Genomic DNA, 20,078 nt, shown 5'->3' on the forward strand with positions numbered 1-20,078 from the left:
GATCCTACCTGTTATTCACTCCACCAGCCTTCCCAGTCCCTTGGCGCTCCCATATCTGCCAGAGACAGCGAGCATTCAGCATGCTGAGCAGGAAAGTTCACCAAGTGTTCCTGTAAGCGCCTGTGCCAATGGGTATTCGGGCAAATAGCCCTGGTCATGTGCCTTAAGATGCTCAGCAGCAGGAAGGGGCGAGCGATCAGCTGTGGCTGATCGTGAAAAGCGTCGCACCAGATTATGCTGCCTTTTTGGGGTAGTTTGGGTTGGTCGATGATATTGCGGTTCCAGAGCCGACTGTGGTGAGCGCAAAGGTTGCGCAGATAGTTCAGCGATCGCAACCAGCTTTGGAAAATTTGCCAATCATGTACGCCGTATTTATGGGCAATACGCTTTTGATCCGGGACTTTCATCATCGCGAAAAGGTGTGAAAGGGTGCCGAAATCCCAGGTTTCGACGGCCACCCAGATCGGCAATCGGAAGCTGTGCTTCTGCCGGTAATGTTTGACGAAGTCCTCTTTGGAGCGGTCTTCCATTCGCTTGGCATGCCCCTGCCAGCTTACGAAAGCTTCTTTACGCTCTTTACCTACAGGCTTGCGCGCAAAAGACTTATGGAATGTTTCCCGTTTCAGGTGTGCGAAAGTATCCTGTTCGCCTAGAACATAAGCAATGTCTACGCGCAGAGCGACTTCCACGCGCTCCAGCGCGTCGGTAAGGTGCAGGCGTAGCTTCTTATCAAAAAGGTAAAGCCGTATGGCATCGTTGAATTCAGTACCAGGCACGAATTGATCCGTGGCCTGGTTGACTGGTCGATGATGTTTATCATGACCGATCGTCTTGAACACGCGAAACGGATACCAATACGCGCTTAATCGGTAATAACCGACGCGCTCCAGATGCTCCAGCGCGGCAGCTTCATCGCTGACTTGTATACCGCGCTGTAATAATATATCCAACTGCTGGTGAAAGGATTTCCAGGGACGCTGATAAACCATCGGAAGACCATCCTTTGAACAACCGTTTGGACCTGCTGAGTTTGTACCACACTGGACTTGCCGGGCCGGGGCTTGAGCCGGTTGCAGAGATCCATGTATCTGTCGACTTTTTCGACAACTGTGTGTTTTGTGAAATCTCTGGAAAACGCTTCCTGTATTGCATTGTCAATCAGTTCTTCTGTTGACGATAAGGGCATTTCGGCCAACTTCACCTCTGGTGGTCATAATGACCCCTCATGTTGCTTGCAGGTGGAGAATCCTCGACTTGCGCGTGGATTCGTCCTGCGCCATCACTGGCTGCTTCTATCGCCAGATTACGCGAAACAGGGCAAAAACGCATGGATATGGCGGGGAAGCCATGACCCTGGCGGCAGGGCCTGTCGCCTATCAGCACCGTTTTGTGTTGGCTAACCCGGCCGGTTGGGCATAAAAAACCCGCCGTGGAAGGCGGGAAAACGTCAGTAGCTCCGGACAGGGCCATGACGTCGGGGGAGGCGCCGCCGGGGGGCCGGCGGCGCAGCGCAATCAGTTACGGATAATAAAGTCGAACGCGCCCAGCGCGGCGTTGGCGCCTTCGCCCATGGCGATGATGATCTGCTTGTAGGGCACCGTGGTGACGTCGCCGGCGGCGAAGATACCCGGTACCGAGGTCATGCCCTTGTCGTTGGTGATGATTTCGCCGTGGGGGCTGAGCTCTACCGGCGAGTCCTTCAGCCATTCGGTGTTGGGCACCAGGCCAATTTGTACGAAAATGCCCTCAAGCGCGACGTGGTGGTCCTCGTCGGTGGTGCGATCCTTGTAGGTCAGGCCGTTGGCGCGGCTGCCGTCGCCGGTGACTTCGGTGGTCTGGGCGTTGAGGATGATGTCCACGTTGTCCATGCTCTTGAGCTTTTTCTGCAGCACGGCGTCGGCGCGCATTTCATCCATGAACTCGAACAGCGTGACGTGGCCAACGATGCCGGCCAGGTCGATGGCCGCTTCCACGCCGGAGTTGCCGCCGCCGATCACCGCGACGTGCTTGCCCTTGAACAGCGGGCCGTCGCAGTGGGGGCAGTAGGCCACGCCCTTGTTGCGGTACTCGGCCTCGCCGGGTACGTTCATTTCTCGCCAGCGGGCGCCGGTGCCCAGCACCAGGGTCTTGCTCTGGAGCGTGGCGCCGGATTCGAAGGTGACTTCGTGTAGCCCGCCTTCGTTCTCGGCCGGGGTCAGCTTCACCGCGCGCTGCAGGTTCATGATGTCCACGTCGTAATCCTTGACGTGTTCTTCCATCGCGGTGACCAGCTTGGGCCCCTCGGTTTTGGTCACCGAAATAAAGTTCTCGATACCCAGGGTATCCACCACCTGGCCGCCGAAGCGTTCGGCGATGAGGCCGGTGCTGATGCCCTTGCGCGCCGCATAGATAGCTGCCGATGCGCCCGCCGGGCCGCCGCCGATCATCAGGGTGTCGAACGCGGCCTTGTCGTTGAGCTTCGCGGCTTCGCGCTCGGCTGCGCCGGTGTCGACCTTGCCGAGAATCTGTTCCAGGCTCATGCGGCCCTGGTCGAACGGCTCGCCGTTGAGATAGACGCTGGGCACCGACATGATCTCCAGCTCGTCGACCTCGGCCTTGTAGACGGCGCCGTCGATCGCTTCGTGGCGAATTCCGGGGTTGTTGATCGCCATCAGGTTGAGCGCCTGGACCACGTCCGGGCAGTTCTGGCACGACAGCGAGAAGTAGGTTTCAAACACCATCTCGCCGTCCAGCGCCCTGATCTGTTCCAGGGTTTCTTCCGAGGCCCTGGGCGGATGCCCGCCGACCTGCAAAAGCGCGAGGACCAGCGAGGTAAACTCGTGGCCGAGGGGAATGCCGGCAAATACCACGCCGGTATCCTCGCCGGGGCGATTGATGGCAAACGACGGTTGGCGCTTGGCTGTACCGTCGGTGGCCAGGGTGATTTTATCGCTCAGGCCGCTGATCTCTTCCAGCAGTTCGGCCAGTTCCCGTGACTTGTCGCCGTCACCGAGGGAGGCTTTTAGCTCGATCGGCTGAGTCACTTTTTCCAGATAGGCCTGTAGCTGCTGCTTCATGTTGGTGTCCAGCATGTCGATCGCTTCCTCGCAGTCGTTGACGGTGTATTAAAACAGGTACGGATACGTCGGGTTATCCGGGCTGGCCTCTGGGCCCGCGTTGGCAGCCGGGTCGGCGTGGCGTATGCCGGGGCGTATCAAGGGCATACGCGTCACGAAGGCACAGGGGTCAGCCCGCCCCGTATCAGGGGGGAGTCGCGTTGGCGGGGCAGGGCACCCGGGAGCCCCCGGGTGCCAGGGATGCCGGCCGGTTTAGATCTTGCCGACCAGGTCCAGCGACGGCGACAGAGTCTCTTCGCCTTCTTCCCACTTCGCCGGGCATACTTCGTTGGGGTTGGCGCGAACGTACTGTGCGGCCTTGACCTTGCGCAGCAGCTCTTCAGCGTTGCGGCCGATGTTGCCGGCGTTGAGCTCGACAATCTGGATCTTGCCGTCCGGATCGACGACGAAGGTGCCGCGCTCGGCAACGCCGTCTTCCTCGATCAGCACTTCAAAGTTGCGCGAGACGGTGTGCGTCGGGTCGGCGATCATCGGATACTGCAGCTTGCCAATGGTTTCGGAGCTGTCGTGCCACGCCTTGTGCGTGAAGTGGGTGTCGGTGGAAACGCTGTAGATTTCCACGCCCAGCTTCTTGAATTCGTCGTAGCGGTCGGCCAGGTCACCCAGCTCGGTGGGGCAGACAAAGGTGAAGTCGGCCGGATAGAAGAAGAAGATCGACCACTGGCCCTTGAGGCTTGCGTCGGTGACGTCGAGAAAGTCGCCGTTGTGGTAGGCGGTGGCGTTAAACGGTTTGACTTCGGTATTGATCAAGGACATTACGCTGTCTCCTGTTGGTGGGGATGTCTCGATAACGTGAGGCTACTTTAACCCCGCGCGCTCGATTAATAAAATTGAGAAAAGGCATTATTAATAATAGTGCAAGGCTATTTATGCCCGATATCCGGAATAGATCAGCTTGCAGGGGATGTCACGACTGGACTCAGAGGACATCGTCGTCGCTGCCGGTGCGTACGCTTTCCAGCTCGCCGCTGAAGGGCGAGACGTCCACGACAACCTGAATCGGCGCGCAGCACTGGTGGCAGTCTTCCCAGGTGGTATAGCTGCCCTGCGACGGGTCAATGTCGAACGTCAGCGGGCTGCCGCAGTAGGGGCAGTGAAAGTCGTATTCCATCAGCGCTGTATCGCTGTGCATAAGGCCTCCGTCGGCTGGCGCCAAAACCCGGGCTCGGGCAGCCATATTAAAACAAACGCATCGCCGGTTGTCGTCGGGCGGACACTGGCAACCGCAGTCGGGTACCATGCGGTATGTCAGCCACGACGAATCATGATGCGAGACGCTGTTGCCGTCATGGGCTGTTCCGCTTTCCCGTCCACGGCTTTTTTCCGTTTATCGTTGGAGCAAAACAATGCGACATATTCTCACACTCGCCGCTGCGGCCACGCTGGCACTACCGCTGGCTGCACAGGCAGCAACCCCCGACATTCAGCCCGGCCAGTGGACGTTTGTCAGCGTCACTACCGTCGAAGGCGATGTGGATGTCCCCGAGCGCAAGGACCGCGAGCGCCAATGCATTAGCGAAGACGACATCGAAAGCGCGGATTTCGGCTTTGTGGAGGAGCAGGAAGGCTGCGAGCTGCTGAATCAGGACATTCGCGCCGACGGTCTGGACTACCGCATGACCTGCACCGCCGATGGGGGCCAGGCCGACATCGACGGCGCCATGCAGTTCATGGGCGACACGATCAAGGGGGATGTCATGATTGATACCCAGTCGCCCGTGGGCAGGATGACCATGAAAACGCATATCGACGGCAACTATCAGGGCGAGTGCCAGAGCGACTAGCTATTCGCCCTGTTCGCGTCTGCTGTCGGGTTCCGGCGCCTGGTCTGCCAGCTCGGCGTCAAGGCGCTGCCTGACGGCGCCGGGGGAACCGCTGCGACGTGCCAGCAGATCGTAGGCCACGGGCACCACGAAGAGGGTGAACAACGTGGCCGCGCTGACGCCGGCGATAATCACCGTGCCGATCACCAGCCGCGAGTTGGCCCCCGGGCCGCTGGACAGCACCAGCGGCACCGCCCCGGCGACGGTAGTGACAGCGGTCATCAGAATGGGCCGCAAGCGGGTGACCGAGGCCTCGACCAGCGCGTCGCGAAAATCCGCGCCCTGGTCGCGCAGCTGGTTGATGAACTCGACAATCAGAATGCCGTTCTTGGTCGCCAGCCCCACCAGCATCACCAGCCCCACCTGACTGTAGATATTCAGCGTTTGCCCGGTGGCGTAGAGCGCCAGCAGCGCGCCGACGATCGCCAGCGGCACGCTGAGCATGATCACCAGCGGATGAATAAAGCTTTCAAACTGGGCGGCAAGCACCAGAAATACTACCAGTACCCCCATGCCCAGCAGGAAGATCGTCGCGCCGCCGGCTTCGCGGAAATCCCGGGAGGCGCCCTTGACGTCGGTTTGCACCGCGTCGGGCAGCTGTTCGGCCACGGTACGGTCGAGATAATCCAGCGCTTCCCCCAGCGAGTACCCCTCGGCCAGGTTGGCTTCCAGGGTGATGGAGCGCAGGCGATTATAGCGGCTAAGCGAGCCCGGCCCGGCGGCGTTGTCGAAGCTGACGAGGTTGGCCAGCGGAATCAGATCGCCGCTGCGCGCCGAGCGCACCTGGAGGCTTTCCAGGCTTTGCGGGTTGGAGCGCGCGTCGCGTTCGCCCTCGACAATAACGTCGTATTCCTCGCCGTTGTTGACGTAGCGCGTGACGCGGCGCCCGCCCAGCAGGGTCTGCAGCGTGCTGCCGATGTCGCTGACCGTGACCCCCAGCGCCGCCGCGCGGTCGTAGTCGATGCTTACCTTCAGCTGGGGCTGGGTTTCCTTGTAGTCGCTGTCCAGCCCCACCAGGCGGGGATTATCGTCGCGCACGTAGTCGATCAGCGTATCGCGCCAGCGGGCAATCTCGGCGTAGCTGCTGCCGCCGAGCACGTACTGCACGGGCTTGCCTGCGCTGCCGCCGAAGCCCTGGCTCATCACCGGAAAGGCGCGCACGCCGGGCAGTCCGCCGAGCCGGTCGCGCACGTCCTGCATGATTGGCTGGATGCCCCGGCGCTCGCCCCAGTCGGCCAGGTTGACGATAACAAAGCCGCTGTTGAAGTTTTCGATGTTGCCCCAGCCCATGGGCGCGCGTAGCTGCAGGCGCTGAATATCGCCCTGGTCGGTCAGCGGCATCAGCCGCGTTTCGATCTCGTTCATGTAGTCGAGCATGTAGTCAAACGTCGCGCCGGGCGGGCCGCTGACAATGATATAAAAGCTGCCGCGATCCTCGTCGGGGGTATATTCCCGGGGCAGCGTTTGCGCCAGCCAGGCGCTGGCCCCCAGCAGCAATACGAAAAGCGCTACCACCATGAACCGCAGGCGCAGAGCGACCCCGAGACAGCGGCGATAGGCGTGGCGGGCGGCGCCCAGCGCGCGGTGGACGCCCTGCGCCAGGCGACCGTCGTGCATGCCGGGGTGCAACACCTTCGAGGCCATCATGGGCGAAAGCGACAGCGCCAGAACGCTGGAGATCACCACCGCGGCGGCCAGCGTCAGGGCAAACTCGGAAAACAGCCGGCCGATATCGCCCTGCAAAAAGCCCAGGGGAACAAACACGGCCACCAGCACCAGGGTGGTGGCGATGACCGCAAAGGCGATCTGGCGTGCGCCGCGCCAGGCGGCCACCAGCGGCGTTTCGCCGTATTCCTGCATGCGCCGGTGGATGTTTTCCAGCACCACGATGGCGTCGTCCACCACCAGGCCGATGGCGAGTACCAGCGCCAGCAGGGTCAGCAGGTTGAGGGTAAAGCCCATGACCAGCAGCGCGCCAAAGCTGCCGATCAGCGCCACCGGCACGGTGACCGCCGGCACCAGGGTGGTGCGCAGGTTGCCCAGAAACAGGAAAATCACCGCCACCACCAGCGCGATGGAGATAAACAGCGTGATGGCGACTTCACGAATGGCGCCGGCAATAAACACCGAGCGGTCAAAGTTGACGTTGAGGGTCATGCCGTCGGGCAGGGTGTCCTGCAGCGAGGCCAGCGTATCCCGCGCGGCGTTGGCAATATCCAGCACGTTGGCGGTGGACTGCTTTTTCAGCCCCAGCCCCACCATCGGGTCGCCGTTGCTGCGGAAAATGGTGCGGTCTTCCACCGCGCCAACCTCGACCCGGGCCACGTCGCCCAGGCGGATCAGCTCGCCGGTGTCGGTCTCTTCCAGCACCAGGGCGCGAAAATCCGCCGGCGTGTTGAAGCTGCGCGGCAGGCGCACGATGAACTGGCGTTCTTTCGACTCGATGGCGCCGCCGGGCAGTTCGACGTTTTCCTCACGCAGGGTATCTTCCACGGCGTTGACCGTGAGCTGCCGGGCGGCCAGGGCATCGGCGTCGAGCCAGACGCGCATGGCGTACTCGCGCCCGCCGCCCACCTGCACCCGGGAGACGCCCGGCAGCACCGCCAGCGGGTCCTTGAGATAGCGATCGGCGTAGTCGGTCAGTTCGGCGGTGGTGTAATCGTCGCCGGTGAGGCCCATCCAGAGCACGGTGTCCGAGTTGGCGTCGGCTTTTTGCACTTCCGGCGGATCGGCTTCGTCGGGCAGGTTGTTCAACGCCCCGGAAATCCGGTCGCGGATGTCGTTGGCGGCCGAATCGATATCCCGCTCCAGGCTGAATTCGACGCTGATGCTGGAGCGCCCGTCGCTGCTCGACGACGACAGGGTTTCGATACCCTCTACGCCGGCGATGCGCTCTTCCAGATCCTGGGTAATGCGCGTTTCCACGATGCTCGCCGAGGCGCCGGGGTAGCGGGTATCAATGCTGACAATCGGCGGGTCGATGGAGGGGTATTCCTGCAGCGCCAGGCGGTCCAGCGACAGCACCCCGAAGGTAACGATCAGCGCGGCGATGACCGTGGCGAGGACCGGCCGCTCGACGGAGATATCGGAAAGCCGCATTTATTCGCCTCGTTCCTGTTCGCCTTCTTCGCCCTGACCTTTTTCTTTCTGGTCCTGTGCGTCCCGACCCTGGCGCAGAATGCTCTGCACGTCGGTGTCGTCATCGAGAATCCCCAGCAGCTCCGGCGTCTGGCCATCGCGCACGCTTTCGATGCCGTGGACGACGACCAGGTCGCCGCGTGACAGGCCGTCGAGGACTTCCACGTTGCCATCGCGCCGGGTGCCGAGCTCGACTCGGCGGCGTTCCACGCGGTTGTCGGCGTCTTCATCCAGCCGCCAGACATGATGGCGACGACTTTCCGACACGATGGCGGCTTCGGGGATGACCAGCGCCTGGCGGCTGGCCGCGTCGAGCTCGACCTGCATCAGCATGCCCGGGCGCAGGCGCTTGCCGGGGTTATCCAGCCGAGCGCGAACGGTGACGCTGCGCGAGACGGGATCAACGCGGGTATCAATGCTGGCGACCTTGCCGGTAAAGGTGCGCTCGGGGAAGGCGGCCGTGGTGGCACGCAGCGAGCTGCCCGGGGCGATGTGCGTCAGACGCACGGCGGGCAGGCTGACGTCCAGGCGCATGACGTCCAGCTTGTCCAGCGTCGCCAGCGTATCTCCCGGCGTGACCAGAGTGCCCACGCTGAGATTGCGCAGCCCCATGCGCCCGGAAAACGGCGCGCGGATGCGGTAGTTGGTCAGCCGTGCCTGTAACGCGGCGGCCTCGGCGTTGGCTTCATCCAGCTGCGCGCGGTTGTCTTCCACGTCGGCGCGGGGAGAGAGGTTGCGCTCCTGCAGCTGAGCGGTGCGGCGCAGGGCGTTTTCGGCCTTGCTGGCGGTGGCCCGGGCGGCGCGCAGCCGGGCGCGCTCTTCCTCGTCATCGAGCTGGAAAAGACGCTGACCGGCCTCGACGTCGTCGCCGTCGTCAAAGTCAATGGCGGTGATCACGTCGGTGACCGTGGCCGAAAGCGTCACGCTCTCGTCGGCCTTGAGCGTGCCCGGCGCGCGGATCGCATCCGACCAGAGCTGCTGGGTCACCCGGGCGCCGATCACCTGCGGGGCCGGCGCGCGGTCCTGCGCCAGCGCGGGCGCGGCGGCAAGCGCGAGCAGCAGAACGCTCAGCCGCGCCCGCCGGCGGATCATGGGCAGGGCGGCGAAAAGCCCTGAGGCTGTTAAACTGGCCGCTTTGTGCATACCGGAGCTGCCTTGTGAAAACCTATGATGTGGTGGTGATCGGCGCGGGCGCGGCCGGGCTGATGTGTGCCGCCCAGGCGGGCTACGCCGGCCGCCGCGTGCTGCTGCTGGACCATGCGAAAAAGGCCGGCAAAAAGATACTCATGTCCGGCGGCGGGCGCTGCAACTTTACCCATCTGGCCACCACGCCGCAGCACTTTTACTCGCGGAATCCGTCTTTCTGCATTTCCGCGCTGAAACGCTACCCGCCCGGCGAATTTGTCGAGCTGGTCGAACGCCACGGCGTCGAATATGTGGAAAAAACCCCGGGGCAGCTGTTTTGCGCCACCTCGGCCAGGGATATTGTGCGGGTGTTGCTGACCGAATGCGAGTGGGCCGGGGTCGACGTGCAGCTCGCAACCCGGGTCGAGCGCGTGGCGCGTCAGGGCGAGGGCATGCGCCTTATGACCTCGCTGGGCAGCATCGACGCGGGCAGCGTGGTGGTGGCGACCGGCGGGCTGTCGATTCCCACCATGGGCGCGACGGGGTTCGGCTACGACCTCGCCCGCGAGTTTGGCCTGGCGGTGCTGCCGACGGCGCCGGCGCTGGTGCCTTTTACCCTGGGCGAGCCGTGGAAGGCCCGGGCGGCCGCGCTCTCCGGTGTGAGTCTGGACGTCAGCGTGAACTGTAACGGACAGCGCTTCAGCGAGCCCATGCTGTTTACCCATCGCGGCCTCTCCGGCCCGGCGATACTGCAGATCTCCAGCGTCTGGCAGCCGGGGGCGGCACTGCAGATAAACCTGCTGCCCGGTGAAGACGCCGAGGCCGCGCTGCGCCAGGCGCGCCACAACACGCCCAAACGCCAGCTGTCGACCTGGCTGGGGGAGCGCTTCCCTCGGCGTCTGGCGCAGGCGCTGCTGGAGTGGTACGGCGAGGCCGGGACAACGATGCCGCTGGCGGAGTATTCCAACGCCGCCCTGGCCGCCTGGGCCGAGCGGTTGAATGCGTGGCGCATCACGCCCACGGGCACCGAAGGCTGGCGCACGGCGGAAGTAACGCTGGGCGGGATCGATACCCGGGCGATTTCATCGCGGGATTTCAGCGTCAACGGGATGCCCCAGCTGCGTTTTGTCGGCGAGGTGCTGGATGTGACCGGCGAGCTGGGCGGTTTCAATTTTCAGTGGGCCTGGGCGTCGGGCGTGGCCTGCGGGCAGGCCTGTTAACCCCGGCTAACGCCGTAGCCGGCGGTACAGCGCGTAGCCGGCCAGCGCCCCTCGGCCCAGCTGAAGCGCGGTGCGCGGGCGGCGCAGTAGCTGCCAGGCCGCGCCGCCGCCGGCGATCAGCAGCGGAGTTTTGTAGCGGACCAGCTGGCGCCAGCCGCGATCCAGGGTCGTCGTGCGGCGCTCGAGGCGCATACCCTCTACCATAAGCTCAAGACGCTGCTGCTCGAGCTGAGCCAGCAGCTCGCGCTTGCGCGCCGCACGCGACAGCTGGCTTCCGGCGTTATCGCTCATCGCGTTTCTGCTCCAGCAGCTCGCGGTCGGTCGCCAGCTGGCCCAGGGTATCTTTCAGCAGGGTGTGGCGCCTGGCCTGGCGAACCGCGATCAGCGCGAGCGTAACGCTTGCCAGCAGCAGAACGCCGGCGCTGGCGCCGATGGCTACCAGCCGGTAGCTGTCCCAGAACAGGGCAATGACCAGCGCCGTCAGCGTGGCCACGCCGAGCAGGAACAGCAGCAGGCTGGCACCGGCAAGAAGCACCAGCGTGAGCAGCCGGGCGCGTTCTTCCTCCAGCTCCAGCACCGCCAGGCGCAGGCGCGTTTCGCCGTTGGCCAGCAGCGTCCCGGCAACGCGCCTGAGGGCATGAAAAACACCCTGTCCGGGGCCGGCGGCCATTAGCGCCGCCCGAGCAGCATACCCACAACCACGCCAGCGGCAGCGCCGATGCCGATGCTGGTCCAGGGGTTGTCGCGCACGTAACGGTCGCAGCAGTCAGCCTGCTGGGTCAGCGATTCGCGCGTGTCGGTGTAAAGCTGCTCGCCTCTGGCTTCCAGGCGTTCGCGGGTATCCTTGAGACGCTTCTCGGCACGCTTGTGCAGGTCCTGCATTTCCGAGCTGGCGTCCTTGGCGGTGGCGTCCACCAGTTCTTCCACGGTATCGCTCAGGTGGCGCAGGTCGTCCTGCAGCTGCTCGGTCCGGGAACTCGAATCGGATGATGTACGGGGCATGATGGCCTCCTCTTGAGACGTGAATAACCGCGTATGGCTTGCGGCCACCAGCATAGCAGCTATGCCGCCCCACCACGAAAGGCAGCGCCGTCGGCCACCGACTGCCTAGCGCAGCAGGCCCGTGGGCGTAAAAAGCGGGTTCAGGCTGAATCCCAGGCTGAGTCGCTGCACCCGGTGATCGTAATCGATCAGGCTTTCGCCGTAGCCGTTGTAATACTGCACGTAGCCGCGCACGCCGTTGAACGCCGGCCAGCTGTAGTCCAGACGGGTGCCCGAATAGCCGGTGTCCGGGTTGCCCCGCAGCTGGATGGAAAACTCCTGGTCGTGGTCAAAGCGCCTGGCCAGACGGACATTGGCGTAGCCCATATAGCGGTGAATATCGGGATTGTCGTCCTCGCCGTCGGACTCGGGAAGCCGCCAGTAGGGCTGAAGGGTCAGCGCCCAGTCGCCGCGCTGCAGGGTGCTTTCCAGGTAGAGGCGGTTCCAGCTGCGCGACAGCGGCGCCGAGCGGCCGTTGGACTGGTGGTTGAGCGAAAGCCGGTTGCGGGTATTGATCCAGCCGAACAGGTTGCTGTCATTGGCAAAGTCGATAAACACTTCCGGCTCGTAGTTGGTTTCCCGAAAGGGCGACGAGGAATCGGTGTTGTAGGCCTGCCACCAGCTGCGCTGGGTATAGCCGAAATACAGATCGCCGTGGCCGTCCAGCAGCCCCTGGGCCAGCGCAAACTTGATGCTGAACTGGAGCTTGACCTCGGTATTGTCGGGTTCGCCGTCGGCATCGATATCGCCAAAGCGCGCGCGATCCGGGTTGCCGTTGTAGCTGACTGGCAGCAGGTAGTTGGTGCGATGCGCGGTCATGGCGAAGGGGTTGTGCTCGGAGGCGTCTTCCAGCTCTCGGCGCTCCCGGTTATCCTGGCGGGCTTTTTGCTCGGGCGGTGTTGGCGTCAGCGCGGCCGGATAGACCGAGGCGGCAAAATGCGGCCGGCGCTGCTTTTCCAGCCGGGCCAGCTCCCGTCCAAGCTCGGCCATCTCGCGGTGGATCGCGTTGATGCGCGACTCCAGCGCCGCCGGATCAGCCGGCTGTGCGGCGGCGGTGCCGGCGTGCGCGGCAGACAGCAGCATCAGGCAGACAGGCAGTACATAGCGGGTCGTCATGGTCATATCATCGTCGGTCGGCAGCGGCCGGGGGCACTCGGTGCCGGTTGAAGTTAAGCGGCGCTGGCTCAGGCAACAAAGCGCCGACGCTGTTTTATCACGCCGCGCGGGGAAGTCAATTCGCGCTCAATCATCCTGCCGCAGCGCGTGCAGTAGCCATTCGCGGTTGCCGTCGCCGCCGGTAATCGGGCTTGGCTGCCAGTGGCGGATAGCAAAACCGCTACGTTGGCAGGCGTTTTCCAGCCGGGTACGCACCGCGCTCTGGTAGCTCGGGTCGCGCACGATGCCGCGCTTGTCGAGCGCGTCGGCATCCAGTTCAAACTGCGGTTTGACCAGCGAGATCAGCTCGCTGCCCGCCGGCAGCAAGGCGGCAATGTCGGGCAGAATCAGTGTCTGTGAAATAAAGGCGACATCCATGACCGCCAGTGTCGGGGCGTGCCGCTCGACCTGTTCCGCCAGACGCTTGGATTCGGTCATGCGGCGCGCATTGATGCCTTCCAGGCAGGTAACTCGGCGGTCGTCGCGCAGCGCGTCGGCCAGCTGCCCGTGGCCCACCTCGATACCGATAACGTGGCGGGCGCCCAGGCGTAGCGCGCAGTCGCTGAACCCGCCGGTGGACTGCCCGATATCGAGCACGGCCCGGCCGTCGAGGCGTTTATCAAGCGTCGTGCATATCGCTTCCAGCTTGAGCCCCGCGCGGGAAACGTAACGCTCCTCGGGATCATCCTCCACGGCCAGCGGGGTTGCGTCGGCGAGCTTTTCGCCGGGCCTGAGCAGCACCTTGCCGGTGTCGGTGCGCCGCACGCGGCCGTTGCGGATCAGCCGCTGGGCGCGAGTCCGCGAGGCGGCAAGCTGACGGGCGACAACAAGCTGATCAAGACGTGGCATCGGGCGGACTCCGGCTATAAAACAGAAACGGAAAGGAAATGGAGGCTGAATAGGGCCTTGATAGAGGACTATCAGGGGGCACAGGGCGGTTGAAACGTGCAGTTTTGTTGAAACGTTGTCGTGAAACGCAGCGCGGCCCGGCTGGCGTGCCCCCTGGCGCTGAAAGCCGTGGTAACGGGCGTCGACGGCGGTAATTTTGCGCCAAAATAGCCGCGCCGGCCAGTCAGATGCCCGCCAAAGCGGATCGCTCACGGAGGCGGGCACCGGGGTGGGCGTATGGCTGTGTTAGGCTTGCGAGCTTTTATGCGGCCGCCTTCGCGATGGTGTGGCGGTGTCGGCCCGCGGGGTAACGGCGCCGGCCACCGCAGGGCCGGGGCCACAAATAGCTGCGTCGCGGCGGTTAATTCGGTAATCTAGGCGCCCGGCGTTTTCATCAGGATAAGTGACATGCAAGCAACGACGTTTCGTTTTCCCTGCCGGGCTGCGCTGCTGGGGCTGCTGATCGGGCTGGGTAGTGGCCAGGCCCTGGCGGAGTCCGGAGATGCCTGGGTGACCGAGGATCTGACGACCTATGTGCGCAGCGGCCCCACCGATGGCTATCGGATTGTCGGCACCCTGACGGCGGGTGAAAAAGTCCAGTCGCTGTCAAGCAAGGGCAACTATACCCGGGTCAAGAGCGAGTCCGGGGATACCGTCTGGATACTCAGCGAAGAACTCGAGGATACGCCCAGCGCCCGGGAAAAACTCCCGCAGCTGGAAGCCCGGGTGGCCGAGCTGACCGACGAGCTCGATAATATCAACGCCACCTGGGAAGAGCGGGTGGCGACCATGAAACAGAACCTGAAGAACCGCGCCGAGCGCATCGACGAGCTCGAAACGCGCAACGACGAGCTGGAAAGCGATGCCGAGACGCTGCGCAAGCAGTCCCGGGAGCTGAACGCGCGGCTTGATACCCAGGAAGAAGACTTGCTGATGCGCTACTTCACCTACGGCGGCGGCGTGGCCGGTGCCGGCCTGCTGGTGGGGCTGATCGTGCCGCATCTGCCGCGGCGGCGTAAAAAGCGCGACCGCTGGTTTCAGTAGCCCTGTTTCAGTAGCCCTGTTTGAGAGCTCTGGCTTTGTTTGAGAACTCTGGCTTTGTTTGAGAACTCTGGCTTTGTTTGAGAACTCTGGCTTTGTTTGAGAACTCTGGCTTTGTTTGAGAGCCAGGGCTTTCCATCACCCATCGTCACGGGACACCGACCATGACCAATCCGTGGATCCAGCGCTGGCGCGAGGGGCGCATCGGTTTTCACCGCACGACGCCGCACCCGGCACTGGAGCACTACTGGCCGACGCTGCAGGTGCCGCCGGCCGGCAAGGTTCTGGTGCCGCTGTGTGGCAAGAGCATGGACATGCGCTGGCTGGCGGATGTCGGGCATCCGGTGCTGGGGGTCGAGTTTGCCCCCGAAGCTATCGAGCAGTTCATGGCCGAGCGCCGCCAGGATGTTCTGCGCTACCGCCAGACCGGCTTTGATATTGCGCGTCAGGGCAGTATCGAGCTGTGGCAGGGCGATTTTTTTCACCTGCACATTCGCCAGGTCGTCGAAGTCGAGGCGTTTTACGACCGCGCCTCGCTGATTGCGCTGCCGCCTCCTACCCGACAGCGCTATGCCTTCCACCTGGCGCAGCTGGTGCCCCCCGGCGCTCGGGGGCTGCTGATCAGCATGACCCGCCGCAATGAAAGCGCCGGCCCGCCCTACAGTGTATCCCCCGACGAAGTCGAGGAACTCTTCTCGCCCAACTTCCGCCTGACGTATCTGCAACAGAGCCCGCCCGACGAGCGCGGCTTTATCGAGAGCGTCTGGGGGCTGGAGCGTCGCGGCCCGGCGGCTTAGCGGGCCAGCAGCGCGCTCATCTCGCCGTCGTTGAAAGCGCGATCCAACGCCTTGCCCAGCAGCTGGTTGAGCATCCGGGTGTTTTTGCCGCTGCCGGGTTTGAACGCGTAGTCCTGATGTCGCCGCGAAGTATAGGTGCCGGTGTAGGTAGCGCCGCCGTTTTGGGCGATGGTTTTCAGCACCCCTTCGAGCCGGGCCTCGTCGATCCCCGGGTTGGCGCCGTCGGCCTGCGCGTAGCTGAGGTTGGCAAGTTCCAGAATCAGCGTCGGGCGGCCTTCGGCTTCGTCATTGACCGGGGTAAAGCCCATGTCGCGCACCGCGCGTTCGGCTTCGCGCTGCAGCTGCGGGATCAGCACATGGCTGCTGACGGTAATCTGCGAGGTGGACATACCGCCGCCGCTGCGGTGGCCGATGACGTCGGTGTCGCGCCCGTCCTGAGCGAAGACCGCCACCTTTTCACCACTGCCCACCTGCGCCACCGGCGCGCTGCGCTGGGGCGTGAGCGTAAGATGCTGGGGGCTGGCGCAGCCGGCCAGCCATACCACCGCCAGCAATAGCGCGGTAGCGGGCAGAAAAAGGCGTCGCTGCATGGCGATCTCCCGTTGGCTGTTTTTGCTTGAATAGGGGGTAAACGTCGAGCCCCGATTCAAGCACGAAGCCTCTGTGCGTTCCAGTACCCGTATCAGGCAGCACGTCCGGTCGCCGGTGCGGCGGGCGCGCTGTCGGCAAAGCGGTGCCAGTGACGCGGATGGGCAAACAGGCGGCGGCCGCGATGCAGGTTGAGCCGCTCGAAATCGGCGTGGCGCACGGTCGCCAGCCAGGGGCCGGGCAGCCAGTCGGCCTCGAGCTCGACGCGCACCTCGGCGCCCACCGGGGAGACGGCGGTCACGGTGACCGGCAGATGGCTTGCGGTTTCGGGCTGTTCGGCCAGGCGTACCTCGTGGGGGCGCAGCAGCAGTTCCTCGCGGCCGTCGGGCAGGTCAACGGCCAGGCGGGCATCGCCGCAGGTGAGTATGCCGTTCTGCACGTCGCCTTCAAGATGATTCACATCGCCCAGAAACTCGAACACGAAGCGGTTTTGCGGCGCGCGGTAGAGGCGTTCCGGGGTGTCGATCTGCTCGATTTTGCCGTCGCTCATGACCACCACGCGGTCGGAAAGCTCCAGCGCTTCTTCCTGGTCGTGGGTGACGAAGACGCTGGTGAAGTTGAGCTCTTCGTGGAGATGGCGCAGCCAGCGGCGCAGGTCCTGGCGCACCTTGGCGTCCAGCGCGCCGAACGGCTCGTCGAGGAGCAGCACGTCGGGCTCCACGGCCAGCGCCCGCGCCAGCGACACCCGCTGCTGCTGGCCGCCGGATAGCTGGGCGGGATAGCGGTCGGCCAGATGTTCGAGCTTGACCATTTCCAGCAGGCGCAGCACCCGCGCGCGGATCTCGCCGCGCGACGGGCGGCTGCGCCGGGGCATGACGCTCAGACCGAAGGCGACGTTATTGAATACGCTCATGTGGCGGAACAGCGCATAGTCCTGGAAAACGAAACCGATGCGCCGGTCGCGGACGTGTACGTGAGTCACGTCGCGCTGGCCGAACAGCAGGCGCGCCGGCGTGGGCGAGTCGCTGCGGTCGGGATTTTCCAGCCCGGCAATAATCCGCAGCAGGGTAGTCTTGCCCGAGCCCGACGGGCCCAGCAGGCCGACCAGCTCGCCTTCGTGAATATCCAGGTTGACCGGTTCCAGCGCCCGGGTGCCGGCGAAGTGTTTACCGATATGTTCCAGTCGAATGCTCATGGATGCGTCTCCCGGCGCGATGCGCGCCATTCCAGGCCGGCCTTGGCCGCCAGGGTTAAAAGGGCGATCAGTGCCAGCAGCGCGGCACTCGAAAAGGCGCCGACCGTGTTGTAGTCCTGATAGAGCTGCTGCACGTTGAGCGGCAGGGTGTTGGTCTTGCCGCGAATGGCGCCGGAGACTACCGATACCGCGCCGAATTCCCCTACCGCCCGGGCGTTGGTCAGAATCACGCCGTACAGCAGCGCCCAGCGGATATTGGGCAGAGTGACCCGGCGAAAGGTGGTAAAACCGCCGGCGCCCAGGGTGACCGCGGCTTCTTCCTCGCGGCTGCCCTGCGATTGCATCAGCGGGATCAGCTCCCGGGCGATAAACGGGCAGGTGACAAACACCGTCACCATCAGAATCCCCGGCCAGGCAAACATCAGCTGAATGTCCTGGGCGTCCAGCCAGGTGCCCACCCAGCCGTTGCGCCCGTAGAGCAGCAGATAAATCAGCCCGGCCACCACCGGCGAGATGGCGAAGGGGATGTCGATCAGCGTTTGCAGCAGGCGCCGGCCGGGAAACGCAAAGCGGGTAATCAGCCAGGCCAGCGCTACGCCGAACACCAGGCAGATGGGAATCGTCAGCGCGGCAATGCCCAGCGTCAGCCAGATGGCATGCAGCGTATAGGCGTCGCTGACGTTCTCCCAGAACACGCTCACACCCTTGGCGAACGCCTGGGCAAAAATAGCCACCAGCGGCAGCAGCAGGAAGAGCGCCGTGAGTACCAGCGCCGCGCCGATCAGCAGCCGGCGCACGCCGGGAGAGTCACCGATGCGTTGCATTAGCCGTTTCCTCCGTGCAGACGGCGGACAAAGCGGCCCTGCCAGATATTGATCGCCAGCAGCAGCGCCAGCGAGATAAACAGCAGCACCGAAGCAATCGCCGAGGCGCCGGCGTAGTCGTATTCCTGCAGCTTGACGAAAATCATCAGCGCGGTGATCTCGGTTTCATACGGCGCGTTGCCGGCGATGAAGATCACCGCGCCGAACTCGCCCAGCGAGCGCACGAACGCCAGCCCGGTGCCGGTGACCAGCGCCGGCCAGAGATGCGGCATGATAACCCGGCGAAAGGCGGCGCCGTCGCCGGCGCCCAGCGACATGGCGGCCTCGTCGACCTCAGCGGGCATATCTTCCAGCACCGGCTGCACCGTGCGCACCACAAAGGGAATGCTGGTGAACGCCATGGCCAGCGCGATGCCTACCCAGGTATAAGCCACCTTGAAGCCCAGCGGTTCGAGCACGCTGCCTGCCCAGCCGCTTTTGGCGTAGAGGGTGGCCAGAGTAATGCCGGCCACCGCGGTGGGCAGCGCGAAGGGCAGGTCCATCAGCGCATCCACCAGGCGCTTGCCGGGAAAGTCGTAGCGCACCAGCACCCAGGCGAGCAGCAGGCCGAAGGCGGCATTCACCAGCGCCGCCGCCCCGGCCGCGCCCAGGGTGGTCAGATAGCTGGCTACCACGCGGGGGTCGCTGATAACGGTCCAGTATTCGCCCGGGGACAGGTTGGCCAGCTGACCGAACAGCCCGGTCAGGGGCAACAGCAGCACCAGCGAGATGAACAGCACGCTGATGCCCATGGACAGGCCGAAGCCCGGCAGCACGCGGGCGCTGCCGGACGATCGCCGGGGGAAGCCGATGGCGGATGAACTCATGGCGTTGGCTTACCGGCGCTGCAGCTGGTCGATCAGACCGCCGCTTTCAAAGTGCTTTTCCATGGCCTGATCCCAGCCGCCGAAGACGTCGTCGACTTCCAGCAGCTCGGTTTCGGGGAACCGATCGGCAAACTCTGCTACCACATCTTCGTTGTTGACGCGGTAGTTGAAGCCCGCCAGCAGGCGCTGGGTGTCTTCGCGGTAGAGGTAGTCCAGATAGCCCTGAGCCAGGTCGGCGTTGTCGTTTTTCTCGGCGTTTTCATCCACCACCGCGACGGGGAACTCGGCGAGAATGCTCACCGGCGGTACCACGACTTCGTAGTCGTCGCTGCCGTACTCGCCGCGAATGTTGTTGACTTCGGACTCGAAGCTGATCAGAACGTCGCCGATTTCGCGCTCGATGAAGCTCGTGGTAGCGCCGCGGCCGCCGGTGTCAAAGACTTCGACGTTGCCCAGCAGGGTCTTCATGTAGTCGCGAATCCTGTCCTCGTCGCCGTCCAGGCGCTGATCCGCCGCGCCCCAGGCGGCCAGATAGGTGTAGCGGCCGTTGCCCGAGGTCTTGGGGTTGGGAAAGACGATTTCCACGTCGTCGTCGGCCAGGTCCGCCCAGCTTTCGATGTTTTTGGGGTTGCCCTTGCGCACCAGAAACGCGGTGGTGGAATAGTAGGGCGAGGCGTTGTTGTCGAATTCGTTTTTCCAGTCTTCATCGACCAGGCCGGCGTCGGCGAGTACCTGAACGTCGGTCACCTGGTTGAAGGTCACCACGTCGGCCTCCAGCCCCTGCATGATCGCCCGGGCCTGGGCGGAAGAGCCGTCGTGGGACTGGCTGACTTCCACGGTTTCATCGTGGTTGTTTTCCCACCAGGTCTCGAACTTGGGGTTGATCTCGGCAAACAGCTCGCGGGCGATATCGTAGGACGAATTCAACAGCTCGCGGTCGGCGGCGTTGGCTACGCCCGAAGCGCTGGCGGCAACGGCCAGGGCGAGCAAACTGCGTTTAAGCGTCTTGGCGGTGCGTACAGGGGTCATGCAAAAGCTCCAGTTAACAGCAGGGGATAGCGTTGGGAGCCAAGATTAAACCGCACTTTGGGGAATTACAATTATGTTTTATATTCTTTTTTAGAATATATGTGTGCCGCTTGCGCTGCCGGCAGGGCGCATTCCCGCCCCGGCGACCGGCTCTGTTACCATGTAGCCCCGTGTGCCGGTCTTCTGTCGGTATCACCGTCCACTGTCCCGTTTTCTCCAGCCGCAAAAGCCC

The 20,078-nt window shown here is 63.8% G+C and carries 20 protein-coding genes; 4 read left to right on the plus strand and 16 right to left on the minus strand.

Features of this window, described 5'->3' with window-relative positions:
* Positions 1-11: 11 nt before the first annotated feature.
* From C793_RS0105545 to C793_RS0105560, 4 genes are all read right to left on the minus strand, one after another.
* Positions 12-989: an Abi family protein gene (locus tag C793_RS0105545; protein WP_017429949.1), complete on the minus strand. Its 978-nt coding sequence runs from the start codon at positions 987-989 to the stop codon at positions 12-14.
* A 525-nt stretch (positions 990-1,514) separates the two neighbouring features.
* Positions 1,515-3,071, minus strand: a complete 1,557-nt coding sequence (gene ahpF / locus C793_RS0105550) for an alkyl hydroperoxide reductase subunit F (RefSeq protein WP_017429950.1) — start codon at positions 3,069-3,071, stop codon at positions 1,515-1,517.
* 237 nt (positions 3,072-3,308) lie between these two features.
* Complete coding sequence (gene ahpC / locus C793_RS0105555; RefSeq protein ID WP_017429951.1) at positions 3,309-3,872, minus strand: alkyl hydroperoxide reductase subunit C; 564 nt, start codon at positions 3,870-3,872, stop codon at positions 3,309-3,311.
* Positions 3,873-4,035: 163 nt separating this feature from the next.
* Entirely contained in the window at positions 4,036-4,248 is a 213-nt protein-coding gene (locus C793_RS0105560; RefSeq protein WP_017429952.1) for a zinc ribbon domain-containing protein, read from the minus strand.
* Between the two features lie 214 nt (positions 4,249-4,462).
* On the opposite strand from C793_RS0105560, the gene C793_RS0105565 reads away from it, so the two are divergent.
* The gene (locus C793_RS0105565) at positions 4,463-4,900 is read left to right on the plus strand and encodes a DUF3617 domain-containing protein (RefSeq protein ID WP_017429953.1); all 438 of its coding nucleotides are present in this window, start codon (positions 4,463-4,465) and stop codon (positions 4,898-4,900) included.
* On the opposite strand, the gene C793_RS0105570 is transcribed toward C793_RS0105565, so the two are convergent.
* Both C793_RS0105570 and C793_RS0105575 read right to left on the minus strand, forming a co-directional pair.
* Positions 4,901-8,038: an efflux RND transporter permease subunit gene (locus tag C793_RS0105570; RefSeq protein WP_017429954.1), complete on the minus strand. Its 3,138-nt coding sequence runs from the start codon at positions 8,036-8,038 to the stop codon at positions 4,901-4,903.
* Positions 8,039-9,220, minus strand: a complete 1,182-nt coding sequence (locus C793_RS0105575) for an efflux RND transporter periplasmic adaptor subunit (RefSeq protein WP_017429955.1) — start codon at positions 9,218-9,220, stop codon at positions 8,039-8,041.
* Between the two features lie 14 nt (positions 9,221-9,234).
* Here C793_RS0105575 and C793_RS0105580 point away from each other — a divergent pair, with 14 nt between their 5' ends.
* Positions 9,235-10,422 carry a BaiN/RdsA family NAD(P)/FAD-dependent oxidoreductase gene (locus C793_RS0105580; protein ID WP_017429956.1) on the plus strand — a complete coding sequence of 396 codons (1,188 nt, stop codon included), beginning with the start codon at positions 9,235-9,237 and terminating at the stop codon, positions 10,420-10,422.
* A 6-nt stretch (positions 10,423-10,428) separates the two neighbouring features.
* Here C793_RS0105580 and C793_RS0105585 read toward each other — a convergent pair whose 3' ends face one another.
* The 5 genes from C793_RS0105585 to C793_RS0105605 form a co-directional block, all read right to left on the minus strand.
* Entirely contained in the window at positions 10,429-10,713 is a 285-nt protein-coding gene (locus C793_RS0105585; RefSeq protein ID WP_017429957.1) for a YqjK family protein, read from the minus strand.
* Positions 10,703-11,092, minus strand: coding sequence for a phage holin family protein (locus C793_RS0105590; protein ID WP_017429958.1), 390 nt, complete (start codon positions 11,090-11,092; stop codon positions 10,703-10,705). Before C793_RS0105590 ends, C793_RS0105585 begins: the two co-directional genes overlap by 11 nt.
* Complete coding sequence (locus tag C793_RS0105595; protein WP_017429959.1) at positions 11,092-11,424, minus strand: ElaB/YgaM/YqjD family protein; 333 nt, start codon at positions 11,422-11,424, stop codon at positions 11,092-11,094. Before C793_RS0105595 ends, C793_RS0105590 begins: the two co-directional genes overlap by 1 nt.
* A 105-nt stretch (positions 11,425-11,529) precedes the next feature.
* The gene (locus C793_RS0105600; protein WP_026106133.1) at positions 11,530-12,579 is read right to left on the minus strand and encodes a phospholipase A; all 1,050 of its coding nucleotides are present in this window, start codon (positions 12,577-12,579) and stop codon (positions 11,530-11,532) included.
* A 126-nt stretch (positions 12,580-12,705) separates the two neighbouring features.
* Entirely contained in the window at positions 12,706-13,467 is a 762-nt protein-coding gene (locus C793_RS0105605) for a TlyA family RNA methyltransferase (protein ID WP_017429961.1), read from the minus strand.
* Positions 13,468-13,914: 447 nt separating this feature from the next.
* On the opposite strand from C793_RS0105605, the gene C793_RS0105610 reads away from it, so the two are divergent.
* Together C793_RS0105610 and C793_RS0105615 are read left to right on the plus strand one after the other, a co-directional pair.
* Positions 13,915-14,550, plus strand: coding sequence for a TIGR04211 family SH3 domain-containing protein (locus C793_RS0105610; RefSeq protein WP_017429962.1), 636 nt, complete (start codon positions 13,915-13,917; stop codon positions 14,548-14,550).
* Between the two features lie 161 nt (positions 14,551-14,711).
* Positions 14,712-15,344, plus strand: coding sequence for a class I SAM-dependent methyltransferase (locus tag C793_RS0105615; RefSeq protein WP_017429963.1), 633 nt, complete (start codon positions 14,712-14,714; stop codon positions 15,342-15,344).
* On the opposite strand, the gene C793_RS0105620 is transcribed toward C793_RS0105615, so the two are convergent.
* The 5 genes from C793_RS0105620 to cysP all read right to left on the minus strand — a co-directional run bounded on the left by C793_RS0105620 (position 15,341) and on the right by cysP (position 19,846).
* Complete coding sequence (locus C793_RS0105620; protein WP_017429964.1) at positions 15,341-15,934, minus strand: YajG family lipoprotein; 594 nt, start codon at positions 15,932-15,934, stop codon at positions 15,341-15,343. The genes C793_RS0105615 and C793_RS0105620 overlap by 4 nt on opposite strands.
* 92 nt (positions 15,935-16,026) lie before the next feature.
* Positions 16,027-17,127, minus strand: a complete 1,101-nt coding sequence (locus C793_RS0105625) for a sulfate/molybdate ABC transporter ATP-binding protein (protein WP_017429965.1) — start codon at positions 17,125-17,127, stop codon at positions 16,027-16,029.
* Complete coding sequence (cysW, locus tag C793_RS0105630) at positions 17,124-17,951, minus strand: sulfate ABC transporter permease subunit CysW (RefSeq protein ID WP_017429966.1); 828 nt, start codon at positions 17,949-17,951, stop codon at positions 17,124-17,126. Before cysW ends, C793_RS0105625 begins: the two co-directional genes overlap by 4 nt.
* A complete protein-coding gene (cysT, locus tag C793_RS0105635) occupies positions 17,951-18,817 on the minus strand; it encodes a sulfate ABC transporter permease subunit CysT (RefSeq protein ID WP_017429967.1) in 867 nt (288 codons plus the stop codon). The genes cysW and cysT overlap by 1 nt, the downstream gene beginning before the upstream one ends.
* Before the next feature lie 9 nt (positions 18,818-18,826).
* Positions 18,827-19,846: a thiosulfate ABC transporter substrate-binding protein CysP gene (gene cysP / locus C793_RS0105640; RefSeq protein ID WP_017429968.1), complete on the minus strand. Its 1,020-nt coding sequence runs from the start codon at positions 19,844-19,846 to the stop codon at positions 18,827-18,829.
* Between the last annotated feature and the right edge of the window lie 232 nt (positions 19,847-20,078).

It is taken from the genome of Vreelandella jeotgali Hwa (genome assembly GCF_000334215.1).
Lineage (GTDB): Bacteria > Pseudomonadota > Gammaproteobacteria > Pseudomonadales > Halomonadaceae > Vreelandella > Vreelandella jeotgali.

What these genes read in the sequence shown, in the direction of transcription:
- C793_RS0105545 (WP_017429949.1), bottom strand. Translation starts at nt 989, where the DNA reads ATGGTTTATCAGCGTCCCTGGAAATCCTTTCACCAGCAGTTGGATATA.
- ahpF (WP_017429950.1), bottom strand. Translation starts at nt 3,071, where the DNA reads ATGCTGGACACCAACATGAAGCAGCAGCTACAGGCCTATCTGGAAAAA.
- ahpC (WP_017429951.1), bottom strand. Translation starts at nt 3,872, where the DNA reads ATGTCCTTGATCAATACCGAAGTCAAACCGTTTAACGCCACCGCCTAC.
- C793_RS0105560 (WP_017429952.1), bottom strand. Translation starts at nt 4,248, where the DNA reads ATGCACAGCGATACAGCGCTGATGGAATACGACTTTCACTGCCCCTAC.
- C793_RS0105565 (WP_017429953.1), top strand. Translation starts at nt 4,463, where the DNA reads ATGCGACATATTCTCACACTCGCCGCTGCGGCCACGCTGGCACTACCG.
- C793_RS0105570 (WP_017429954.1), bottom strand. Translation starts at nt 8,038, where the DNA reads ATGCGGCTTTCCGATATCTCCGTCGAGCGGCCGGTCCTCGCCACGGTC.
- C793_RS0105575 (WP_017429955.1), bottom strand. Translation starts at nt 9,220, where the DNA reads ATGCACAAAGCGGCCAGTTTAACAGCCTCAGGGCTTTTCGCCGCCCTG.
- C793_RS0105585 (WP_017429957.1), bottom strand. Translation starts at nt 10,713, where the DNA reads ATGAGCGATAACGCCGGAAGCCAGCTGTCGCGTGCGGCGCGCAAGCGC.
- C793_RS0105590 (WP_017429958.1), bottom strand. Translation starts at nt 11,092, where the DNA reads ATGGCCGCCGGCCCCGGACAGGGTGTTTTTCATGCCCTCAGGCGCGTT.
- C793_RS0105595 (WP_017429959.1), bottom strand. Translation starts at nt 11,424, where the DNA reads ATGCCCCGTACATCATCCGATTCGAGTTCCCGGACCGAGCAGCTGCAG.
- C793_RS0105600 (WP_026106133.1), bottom strand. Translation starts at nt 12,579, where the DNA reads ATGACGACCCGCTATGTACTGCCTGTCTGCCTGATGCTGCTGTCTGCC.
- C793_RS0105605 (WP_017429961.1), bottom strand. Translation starts at nt 13,467, where the DNA reads ATGCCACGTCTTGATCAGCTTGTTGTCGCCCGTCAGCTTGCCGCCTCG.
- C793_RS0105610 (WP_017429962.1), top strand. Translation starts at nt 13,915, where the DNA reads ATGCAAGCAACGACGTTTCGTTTTCCCTGCCGGGCTGCGCTGCTGGGG.
- C793_RS0105615 (WP_017429963.1), top strand. Translation starts at nt 14,712, where the DNA reads ATGACCAATCCGTGGATCCAGCGCTGGCGCGAGGGGCGCATCGGTTTT.
- C793_RS0105620 (WP_017429964.1), bottom strand. Translation starts at nt 15,934, where the DNA reads ATGCAGCGACGCCTTTTTCTGCCCGCTACCGCGCTATTGCTGGCGGTG.
- C793_RS0105625 (WP_017429965.1), bottom strand. Translation starts at nt 17,127, where the DNA reads ATGAGCATTCGACTGGAACATATCGGTAAACACTTCGCCGGCACCCGG.
- cysW (WP_017429966.1), bottom strand. Translation starts at nt 17,951, where the DNA reads ATGCAACGCATCGGTGACTCTCCCGGCGTGCGCCGGCTGCTGATCGGC.
- cysT (WP_017429967.1), bottom strand. Translation starts at nt 18,817, where the DNA reads ATGAGTTCATCCGCCATCGGCTTCCCCCGGCGATCGTCCGGCAGCGCC.
- cysP (WP_017429968.1), bottom strand. Translation starts at nt 19,846, where the DNA reads ATGACCCCTGTACGCACCGCCAAGACGCTTAAACGCAGTTTGCTCGCC.